This is a genomic window from Zongyangia sp. (assembly GCF_965361945.1).
Genome location: NZ_CBDTOK010000125.1, coordinates 1 through 9,745 on the forward strand (window position 1 = coordinate 1; position 9,745 = coordinate 9,745).

General features: G+C 60.6%; 12 protein-coding genes and 1 tRNA gene. 11 read left to right on the plus strand and 2 right to left on the minus strand.

Annotated features, from left to right (window positions below; genetic code table 11):
* Positions 1 to 143: 143 nt before the first annotated feature.
* The 7 genes from ACZ25G_RS08100 to ACZ25G_RS08130 are packed head-to-tail and all read left to right on the plus strand — an operon-like array spanning position 144 to position 4,378.
* Positions 144 to 539, plus strand: a complete 396-nt coding sequence (locus ACZ25G_RS08100) for a hypothetical protein (protein ID WP_342681268.1) — start codon at positions 144 to 146, stop codon at positions 537 to 539.
* Positions 536 to 1,537, plus strand: a complete 1,002-nt coding sequence (locus tag ACZ25G_RS08105; RefSeq protein ID WP_463682107.1) for a hypothetical protein — start codon at positions 536 to 538, stop codon at positions 1,535 to 1,537. The genes ACZ25G_RS08100 and ACZ25G_RS08105 overlap by 4 nt, the downstream gene beginning before the upstream one ends.
* The gene (locus ACZ25G_RS08110) at positions 1,506 to 1,871 is read left to right on the plus strand and encodes a hypothetical protein (protein ID WP_463682108.1); all 366 of its coding nucleotides are present in this window, start codon (positions 1,506 to 1,508) and stop codon (positions 1,869 to 1,871) included. Before ACZ25G_RS08105 ends, ACZ25G_RS08110 begins: the two co-directional genes overlap by 32 nt.
* 26 nt (positions 1,872 to 1,897) lie before the next feature.
* The gene (locus ACZ25G_RS08115) at positions 1,898 to 2,251 is read left to right on the plus strand and encodes a hypothetical protein (protein ID WP_463682109.1); all 354 of its coding nucleotides are present in this window, start codon (positions 1,898 to 1,900) and stop codon (positions 2,249 to 2,251) included.
* A complete protein-coding gene (locus ACZ25G_RS08120; RefSeq protein WP_463682110.1) occupies positions 2,241 to 3,323 on the plus strand; it encodes a baseplate J/gp47 family protein in 1,083 nt (360 codons plus the stop codon). Before ACZ25G_RS08115 ends, ACZ25G_RS08120 begins: the two co-directional genes overlap by 11 nt.
* Positions 3,320 to 3,889, plus strand: coding sequence for a hypothetical protein (locus tag ACZ25G_RS08125; RefSeq protein ID WP_463682111.1), 570 nt, complete (start codon positions 3,320 to 3,322; stop codon positions 3,887 to 3,889). Before ACZ25G_RS08120 ends, ACZ25G_RS08125 begins: the two co-directional genes overlap by 4 nt.
* A 12-nt stretch (positions 3,890 to 3,901) precedes the next feature.
* Positions 3,902 to 4,378, plus strand: a complete 477-nt coding sequence (locus tag ACZ25G_RS08130; protein ID WP_191510307.1) for a hypothetical protein — start codon at positions 3,902 to 3,904, stop codon at positions 4,376 to 4,378.
* Between the two features lie 172 nt (positions 4,379 to 4,550).
* On the opposite strand, the gene ACZ25G_RS08135 is transcribed toward ACZ25G_RS08130, so the two are convergent.
* Together ACZ25G_RS08135 and cysK are read right to left on the minus strand one after the other, a co-directional pair.
* Positions 4,551 to 4,627 (minus strand) — tRNA-Arg (locus ACZ25G_RS08135).
* 180 nt (positions 4,628 to 4,807) lie between these two features.
* Positions 4,808 to 5,761: a cysteine synthase A gene (cysK, locus tag ACZ25G_RS08140; protein WP_463682112.1), complete on the minus strand. Its 954-nt coding sequence runs from the start codon at positions 5,759 to 5,761 to the stop codon at positions 4,808 to 4,810.
* A 159-nt stretch (positions 5,762 to 5,920) separates the two neighbouring features.
* Between cysK and ACZ25G_RS08145 the strand changes: the two genes are divergently transcribed.
* From ACZ25G_RS08145 to ACZ25G_RS08160, 4 genes are all read left to right on the plus strand, one after another.
* Positions 5,921 to 6,073 carry a hypothetical protein gene (locus ACZ25G_RS08145; protein WP_342681261.1) on the plus strand — a complete coding sequence of 51 codons (153 nt, stop codon included), beginning with the start codon at positions 5,921 to 5,923 and terminating at the stop codon, positions 6,071 to 6,073.
* On the plus strand, positions 6,049 to 7,539 hold the full coding sequence (nadB, locus tag ACZ25G_RS08150; protein WP_463682113.1) for an L-aspartate oxidase: 1,491 nt from the start codon (positions 6,049 to 6,051) through the stop codon (positions 7,537 to 7,539). The genes ACZ25G_RS08145 and nadB overlap by 25 nt, the downstream gene beginning before the upstream one ends.
* On the plus strand, positions 7,536 to 8,372 hold the full coding sequence (gene nadC / locus ACZ25G_RS08155) for a carboxylating nicotinate-nucleotide diphosphorylase (RefSeq protein ID WP_463682114.1): 837 nt from the start codon (positions 7,536 to 7,538) through the stop codon (positions 8,370 to 8,372). Before nadB ends, nadC begins: the two co-directional genes overlap by 4 nt.
* A 293-nt stretch (positions 8,373 to 8,665) precedes the next feature.
* A partial coding sequence (locus ACZ25G_RS08160) for a helix-turn-helix domain-containing protein (protein WP_463682115.1) occupies positions 8,666 to 9,745 on the plus strand: 1,080 nt, incomplete at its 3' end.

A 9,745-nucleotide genomic window follows, 5' to 3' on the forward strand; every position in this document is an offset into this window, starting at 1 on the left:
CTCACCATCTCCGCTTCGCCGGTATCCCGCATGATCCCGGACCGGCGGGGTCTGGCGGAGGAAATCTCCGACGAAATTATGCTGGACGCTCGGCGTTACGGCGTCCCTCTGGAGGAATAACATGGCGTCAAGGAGGAATCCCATTGGAACTGATGCAATTTAAAAGCTATACCTGGCCTTACAACCCGGTGAAAATCGAAATCACCCTGGGCCGGGACCTGCGCACCCGTCAGGCCCGGGGCTTTGGCACCATCATCAGCGACTGGGGCCAGACTGGGGCCAAAATCCAGGGGGAGGGGGAGTTTTTCGGGGAAAATTGCAGGGCCCAGTTTGAAAGCCTGCGCAAGGTCTTTCTCACCGAGGGCTCGGGAAAGCTGATCGTCCCCTCCTTTACCCCGGTCTATGCCTACTTTGAAAGCCTGAAGGTGCTGGGGGAAGGCCCCCTTCACACCCTGCGCTACGCCTTCTCCTTTGTAGAGGATATGGAGCGGAAGATCTCCGGCGGCAACAGCCTTTCCATGGGCGGGGTGCTCTCATGAGGGCCGCCCTGTACACGGCGGAGGGCAGGCTCATCCGCCCCCGGCAGATCTTCGCCTTCTCTCTGGACGAGGGCCTTTTTGTCCCTGCCGCCGCCTTGGACCTTACCGTCTCCGACCTGATCTACGAGCCGGTGACGGATATCCTTATCTACGATGGGGACTCCCTCCTCTTTGACGGCTTTGCCGACCGGCAGCAGGCCATCGAAAACAGCCAGGGCGCCTTTACCCGGCTGCGGGCCAGAAGCCGGGGGGCCCTGCTTTTGGACAACGAGGCCCGGCCCCAGACCTATCAGCGCACCACGGCGGAGGATATCTTCCGGCGGCATCTCGCGCCCCACGGCTTTACAGAGATCCGGGGCCACCGCCAGGCACTTTCCAGCTTTGTGGTGGGCAAGGGGATGAGCGAGTGGGAGGTGCTGACCTCCTTTCTGGACAAGACCACCGGCGCCTATCCCCGGATCCTCCCCGGGGGGATCATCGACATCGAAACCTATCTGAAATCCCAGCGCCGGGTCCATCTCTCCAACACCCGGCCGGGAGCTGTCCGCTACACCGGCTATGAGGTGCGCTATGACCGGATGGCCCCCATCTCCCAGGTGCTCATCGCCGATGAAAACGGCCTTTACTCCACCTGCGTCCGAAACCCGGTGGCGGAGAAATCCGGCATCTCCCGGCGGCGGTATCTCACCACCCCCAAGGAGTACGCCGACGCCCCGGTGCGAAACGCCAAGCTGCGGATCCGCAGCTCCATGGAGGAGTATTTCTCGGTCTTGGTGGACGCCGCCACCCCTTCCGCCATCGGGCTTTTGGACCTATGTATCTTCGAGCCCATGAAGGACTACGACGGGGAGCTCATTGCCACCCGGCGGACCATCTCCCTGACCTCCGGGGGCTGGCAGACCAGGGCGGTGCTCCAGGACAAACGGCATCTGGAAATGGATCTCACCGAAGAAAAGGAGGAAAGCTATGTGGCTGTCACGACGCCCAGCATCCCCTAAAGGAGCATCCGCCGGCCGGGTCACCCTCCCGGGAGGGGCCGGCTTTGGAGGCGGCGGCGGGGCAGAGCTGCGGGAAGCCCCCGTCTACGGCCCCTATGGCTACCGCTTTGAGGCGCCGGAGGGCAGCGGGGTGCTCCTTTTGGACACAGCGGAGGGCCAGGTCCTCTGCGGCGTCCGCACGCCCCCGGCCGGGGGGCTTCTGCCGGGGGAGGTGGAAATCTCGGTGCCGTCAGGGGCCAGAATCAAGCTTTGTCAGGACGGCACCATCTGGCTCAACGGCGCCCATATTACCAAAGGCGGCCAATTTGTCCCCGGCTCCAGCAGCGGGGACTGACTGCCCCTTAGAAAGGAGGTGTGCCCATGGAAATGCGCATCCAAAACGGGGACTTTGTCCCCGACCATCGGGGCATCCCCCAGGTGGTGGACGGGGTGGAGGAAACCATCAACCGGGTCTTTTTCTGCCTGTGCGCCCGGCGGGGCGGCTTTGCCCCTCTCCCCGGTCTGGGCAGCCGGCTGCGGGAAATTTCCGGCAGCGGGGAAAATCGGGACCTCACCGCCGCCGTCATGGTCCGGGAGGCTTTAGAAAGCCTGGACAACGTCCAGGTGGGGGAGGTCTCCACCGTCCAGCAGGGGGAGAGCCTCACCATTTCCATCAGGCTGCAGCTTGCGGTGGGAGAATATGAAATCGAGGTAGGTGTGCCCTATGGCCAATGAGTTTGCCCCACGCTCCTATGAGGAGCTCTTAAATGAAATGAACGATGGCTTCCAGGCCATCAGCGGCTACAGCCCCAAAGAGGCGGGGGACTTATACGTCCGCCTGTGCCTGTTGGCCCAGGAGCTTTCCGCCCTCCATGAGAAGCTGGACTTCGCCGGGCGGATGCTCTTCCCCGACACGGCCCAGGGGGAATATCTGGACCGCCACGCCCAGACCCGGGGCCTTGTCCGGAAGGAGGCGGTCCCCGCCGCGGGAGTCCTCCGGTTTTCCCGGGATACCGCCGCCGCCTATGACATCTCCATCCCCCAGGGCACCCTCTGCTGCACCAGCGGGGAGGAGCCGGTCCGCTTTGCCACCACGGCCAACGGCACCCTTGAGGCGGGCCAGACCCAGGTGGATATTCCGGCCCAGGCGGTGGACGGGGGGCGGATGGGCAACGTGGCGGCGGGGGCGGTCACCGTCCTGGTGACCCCGCCCCAGGGCATCGCCCAGGTGGAAAATCCAGCCCCCTTTGCCGGCGGCGCCGATGAGGAGGACGACGAAGCCCTCCGGGAGCGGCTGCTGGCCGCCTACGCTTCGGTGGCAAACGGCACCAACGCCGCCTATTACTATAACCTGGCCATGTCCTTCCCCTTTGTCCGGTCGGCCCACGTCATTCCCAGAAAGCGGGGCCGGGGCACGGTGGATATCATGGTGGATGTAGGTTCCTCCGACACCGGGCGGCTTTCGGAAATCTCCGAGGCCGTGGCGTCCCAGCGAGAGATCGGGGTGGACGCGGCGGTCTCCCAGGCCGAGGCAAAATCCGTCAGCGTCTCGGTCTCCCTCACCGCCGCCTCCGGCTTTGTCCCGGAGCAGGTGGAGGAAGCCGCCCAGGCCGCTTTGGAGGATTTCGGGGGACGGCTGGGGGTATCCCAGCCGCTGAAGCTTATCGATTTGTATACTTGCCTTATTCATATACAAGGAGTAGATAATTTTCAGGTGACAGCGCCGGATTCCGACGTGATCCCCACCGAAACCCAGGTGATCCGGCCCACCTTTACGGTGACGGCGAAAGGCGAGGAGGACCTATGAACAGCCTAAAATCCATGAAAGACGCCCTGCGGCCCCTGGGGCTCTACAATCTTGGGGAGGGCAGCTTCATCTCCCGGGAGCTTTCCTGTTACGCCCAGTTTTTGGATGAGGTAGGGGAAGCCATAGACAGCCTTCTCACCGAGGGCTTTCTCCAGACCGCCGGCCAGGAGGGCATCGCCCGGATGGAGGCTCTGGCAGGGGCCCGCCAGCCGGAGGAAATGGAGCTGGAGAAACGGCGGGAGATGCTTCTCTACCGCTTTGCCCACCGGCCCGACGATTTTAACCGGGAAGGGATGCTCCGGGGGCTGGCGGCTCTGGGACTTACCGCCCAGATCACCGAAAATTTCGGGGCGGAGCAGCTCATCCTCAGCGATGACACCGCCTTTTCCGACCCGGCCCAGTATCTGCGGATACGGCGGGAGGCCCTGGACCTTCTGCCCGCCCATCTGGAGGTGCTCTTTAACCTGGGCACCCTGACCTGGACGGTGTTCCAGGGCAAGGACTTCACCTGGAACCAGTGGAACAGTCAAAACCTTAACTGGATGGAATTTGAAATCTTCTCGTAAGGGGGAATTTTTGTGGCCAGCACCAACAAAACCGAGCATCTCTCCCTCAACCAATGGGTGCTCACCGACAAGCCCAGGATGGACGATTTTAACAGCGACAACCAGAAGCTGGATCAGGCCGTGGGGGAGCATACCGCCGACACCACCCTTCACATCACATCCTCGGAGCGGAGCAAATGGAACGGCGCCCCCAAACTGGCTGTGGGCACCTATGTGGGAAATAACGCCCTGACCCGGACCATTTCGGTGGGCTTTACCCCAAAGTTCTGCGCTGTCTTCGCCCAGGACGAAATGCCGGTGGATCCGGTCAACGAAGACGGTGTCGGAGAGGTCTTCGCCGCCTTTGCCTGCACCGACACTGGCTCCCTGGGGCTCAGGGTGGCAAGCGGCGGCTTTACCGTCACCCATCACCAATCCACCCCGTTGGACAGCCGCTTCCTCCGGCTCAACTTCTCCGGCAAGACCTATGGATATGTGGCCATGGGCTAAAAATAAGCATAAAAAAGGACCGGCCAGCCAAGTTCTTGATCAAACAAAAAACCCGCCGCAAACGAAAAATGGTTTGCGGCGGGTTTTGTGGTCTTGACAACCTGGATTTTCACGGAAACGGCAAAATAAAAAATTGAGCCTGGAACGCCATAAACGTCCAGGCTCAATCCTGTGGCGCGCCAAGAGGGACTCGAACCCCCGACCTTTTGGTTCGTAGCCAAACACTCTATCCAGCTGAGCTATTGGCGCACCTGATCACCCAAAACAGATTCTACCTTTTGAGTGCCTAAATATAATACCACATTTGACACAGCCGTGTCAAGGCATGAGGAAAAATTCTCCGCCGGCGGATCAGCCTCGAGAAAAAGGGCACTGTCCGATCCCCATAGAAGTCCCGGGCTGGAGGACACCGCTGCCCCGCCTCAGCCGTTACCGGCCGCCGGGAGAGGAAGGGTCATCAAAGACAGGGGTGGAAAGATAGCGGTCGCCGGTATCGGGCAGCAGGGCTACAATGGTCTTGCCCTTGTGCTCCGGCAGCCGAGCCAGAGCGTAGGCGGCGTGAAGGGCGGCGCCGGAGGAAATGCCCACCAGGATGCCCTCGGTGCGGGCCAGCTCCCGGGCGGCGGCAAAGGCCTCCTCGTTCCCCACAGGGATCACCTGGTCATAGATGCCCCGCCGCAGCACATCCGGCACAAAGCCGGCGCCGATGCCCTGAATTTTGTGAGGCCCCGGCTTGCCGCCCGAAAGGACAGGGGAATCCGCCGGCTCCACCGCCACCACCTGAACCGTCCGCTTGCGGCTTTTGAGGAATTCCCCCACCCCGGTGATGGTGCCGCCGGTGCCCACACCGGCCACAAAGATATCCACCGCGCCGTCGGTGTCCCGCCAGATCTCCGGGCCGGTGGTGCTCCGATGGGCCGCCGAGTTGGCCGGGTTCTCAAACTGGCTGGGGATAAAGGCGTTGTCGGTCTGGGAGGCGATCTCCTTGGCCTTTTCAATGGCCCCCCGCATCCCTTTGGCCCCGTCGGTAAGGACCAGCTGGGCCCCGTAGGCGGCCAGAAGCCGGCGCCGCTCCAGGCTCATGGTCTCAGGCATGGTCAGGATCACCTGGTATCCCCTGGCCGCCGCCACACTGGCCAGGCCGATGCCGGTGTTGCCGCTGGTGGGCTCGATGATGACGGAGCCCTCCTTGAGCAGGCCCTTTTCCTCCGCGTCAATAATCATGGCATAGGCAATCCGGTCCTTGACGCTGCCGGCGGGGTTAAAATATTCCAGTTTCGCCAGCACATGGGCGCCAAGGCCCAGCTTTTTTTCTGTTTTTATCAGCTCTAATAGCGGCGTGTTGCCGATGAGCTCTTCCAAAGATCTGTAGATATTGGCCATCTGATACGCCTCCATTCTAATTCCTAGTATTTTAGTGTGATTTAGATTATAGCATCCCCGCCAGCCTTTGTCAAGGGAGGCGGGAATCCATGGTTTCCCTGGAAGGATGCCCGGAAAAGGGGCCCTTTATACAGCCGCGCCGTCGGAGGAGACCGCGCCATGAAAACCGGGGCGGAATTTGCCGGGCCTGGGGATGACGGGATGAAAAAAGGGGTGCGGGTGGTAAAACTTTGTGATACAATAAAACAGATACCAAGCCGAAAGATGACGGCGGAGGGGAGCGGACTATGGAACAAAATTACGATGTGGTGATTGTGGGAACCGGGGTGGCAGGCCTATATGGGGCGTTGCAGCTGGATGAAAGGCTGAAGGTGCTGCTCATCTGCAAAAGGGAGATCACTTTAAGCAATTCCTCCCTGGCCCAGGGAGGGGTGGCGGCGGTGACCCGGCCCGACTATGACGACGTAAGCCATCACATCCAGGATACATTGGTTGCCGGAAGGCACAAAAACAACCTGGCCGCTGTGGAAAAACTGTGCAATGAAGGCCCCAATGAGGTCCGGCATCTCATGGAGCTGGGGGTGGAATTTGACACCGACGAACAGGGGCAGACCCACCTGACCCTGGAAGGCGGCCATTCCAAGCCCCGGGTCCTCCATCACAAGGATTCCACCGGCCGGGAAATGGTGAACAAATTAATACATAACGTAAAAAACAGATCAAATATTACAATTTGGGAGCATTCCATTGTGGTGGGCCTGGAAAAACGGGGGGATGGTTTCGCCATCGACGCCCTGTATGACGACGAGCACCACGACAACGAGCACTGCTATATTGCCGCCCGGTATGTCATGCTCTGCACCGGAGGCATCGGCCGGGTCTACCGGTACACCACCAATTCCGCCATCGCCACCGGGGACGGCATTACCTTGGCCTACCAAATGGGGGCCAGGATCAAGAACCTGAGCTTTGTCCAGTTCCACCCCACCGCCTTTGCCGGCAATGTCCGGGAGCAGTTCCTCATCTCGGAGGCGGTGCGGGGAGAGGGCGCCCACCTCATCAACTGCCACGGGGAGCGGTTTATGACCCGGTATGACCCCCGGGGAGAGCTGGCTCCCCGGGATGTGGTAAGCCGGGGGATCATGGCCGAGCAGAGCCGGGTGGGCAGCGATAAATTCTACCTGGATATCTCCTACAAAGACCCGAAATTTATCAAGGAGCGGTTTCCCATGATCTATGGGGCCCTGCTGGTGGAGGGCTATGACCTGACCCGGGACTGGATCCCCGTCTACCCCTGCCAGCACTACCTGATGGGAGGCATTGACGTGGACCTGCGCTCCGCCACCACGGTGGACAGGCTCTATGCCTGCGGGGAGTGCTCCCACACCGGCGTCCACGGCGCCAACCGGCTGGCCAGCAACTCCCTTTTAGAGGCGCTGGTCTTCTCCCACGCGGCGGCGGAGGACATCAACCGCCGCAGCAGAATAGAGCCCGCCACCTTCCCCGATCCAACCTTCCCTGCCGACCGCAGGCTCAACCGGATCCCCAAGGGGGTGCGCACCGAGATCCGCTCCATTATGCAGGAGGCTGATTTTGTGGTGCCCAACCCGGAGCGGGCGGCCCAAGGCCTCTCCCGGATTTTGGACATCCGGCGGATGCTGCTGGAGGGGGGCTATATGGTCAACCACGATTACTTTGAGGCCCTGAGCCTTGCCACCATCGCCTGCCTGGTGCTGCAGGACGTGGCGGAGAAATACGAGAAGGAGGAAGAAAGATGAACCTGCCCCAATTTTATATTGACGATCTGATCAAAACCGCCCTGAAAGAGGACATTAACTATATCGACGTGACCACCGATTACCTGCTGGACCCGGAAGCGGTCACCCAGGCCTATTTTGTTTCCAAGGATGACGGGATCCTCTGCGGCATCCAGGTGGCCATGCGGGTTTTCACCCTGCTGGACCCGGAGGTGAAGTTCCAGCTGTATAAAAAGGATGGAGACCCGGTCAAAAGAGGGGACCGGATCCTGGATATGGAGGGGCACACCGTAGCCCTGCTCAAGGGGGAGCGGACCGCCCTGAACCTGGTCCAGCACATGTCGGGCGTCGCCACCGCCACCCACCGGTGCGTGGAGCTGGTGGAGGGGACAAACGCCTCCATCGCCGACACCCGCAAAACCCTGCCGGGACTGCGGCCCATCCAGAAGTACGCCGTCACCTGCGGCGGCGGGAGAAACCACCGGTACAACCTATCCGACGCCGCCATGCTCAAGGATAACCATATCGACGCCTACGGCTCCATCACCGCCGCCATCACCGCCCTGCGGAAGAAGGCGGGCCATATGCTCTCCATCGAGGTGGAGGTCCGCAATTTTGAGGAGCTGCAGGAGGCCCTGGACGCCGGGGCCAACATCATCATGCTGGACAATATGGACTGTTCCGACATGGCCCAGGCGGTGGAGATGACAGGGGGACGGGCCAAGCTGGAGGCCTCCGGCAACATCACCCTGGAGAATATCCGCCAGGTGGCCGAAACCGGGGTGGATATCATCTCCCTGGGGGCCCTGACCCACTCGGTGAAGTGCTTTGACATCTCGATGAAGATAAAATAAACAAAAGCGCGACAGGGCGCCCTTCTCCATGAAGGGCGCCCTGTCGGCCTGTTATAACAACGGGTTCTTCCTTATTTTTGATGTTCCCCATTCATAAGGCGCCCAGTCGTCATCCTAGTTGATGATCTAGAATGATCACCAAGCAAACATACTAGCAGGCGAGCTCCAAACCATACGCGCAGTAGGAAAAAGCCTTGAAAATCTACGGATATTCGTATATAATTATGAACGATAGAATGATAGATGCGAAATTGTCCTCCCAGAGGTATTCCCCTTTAAAAGGCGGTGGCGGAATGAAAAGTTATCTTTCTATCCGGGAAGCGGCGGAAAAATGGGGCGTGTCTGAACGAAGGATCAACCAATACTGCGCCGAGGGCCGCATTCCCGGCGCCCAGAGGTTTGGAAAGTCATGGGCGATCCCGGATGACGCGGAGAAGCCCGGCGATCCCCGCCGGACACGCCGGCAAACAAAATCCGCTCCGGAAGAGATGGCTCCCGGCGGTCCGCTGGATCACACCAATCTAATGCCACTGATGAATACGGCTTTTGCTCCGGGCCATTGCCGGGAAGCGGCGGAAGGGATGGCCGCGGGCCCTCAGCGTGATATCGCCCTTGCCGAGTATCACTATTTCAGCGGCCAACCGGAGGCGGCGGCAAAAGAGGCTGAGCCCTATCTCACCAGTCCCGACATGGGAGCGCGGCTCTCCGCTTGTCTGCTCTACGCTTACGCCAATCTCTCCATTGGAGAGATACCGAGGGCTAGATTTGCTCTGGGGGAGCTGAACACCTTCCTTGCCGCCGCAGGGGAGCAGTCGCCCCAGTTCCGGGCTGCGTCGGCTTTTATCGCGTCGACTGGGGCGGTGTTGCTCCATCTGCCACTGCCGGAGGAAATGCCGGAGGTTGAGAGCTTTCTGCCGCTGCTGCCGCCGGGACTTCGGGCCTTTGCGCTGTATGTACAGGCCCATTATCTCTATTTGAAAGAGGAATATGCCCGCAGCGCTGGCATTGTGGAGGCCACCCTTGCCATGGGCGCGGCAAACTACCCCATCCCCGCCATCTACCTGCATCTGGTGGCGGTAATGGACTATATGAGCCTCAAACAGCCGGACCGGGCTGAGGTCCATCTTCTGACGGCGTGGGAGATTGCCCGGCCCGATGATCTCATCGAAGGCTTTGGGGAACATCACGGCCTGTTGGGCGCCATGCTGGAGGCGGCCATTAAGCCAAAATGGCCCAAGGATTTTAAGAGGATCATCGACATCACCTATCGTTTCTCTTCCGGATGGCGTAGAGTTCATAATCCAATCACTGGGCACGACGTAGCGGATGATTTGACCACCACCGAATTTTCCATGGCCATGTTGGCCGCCAGG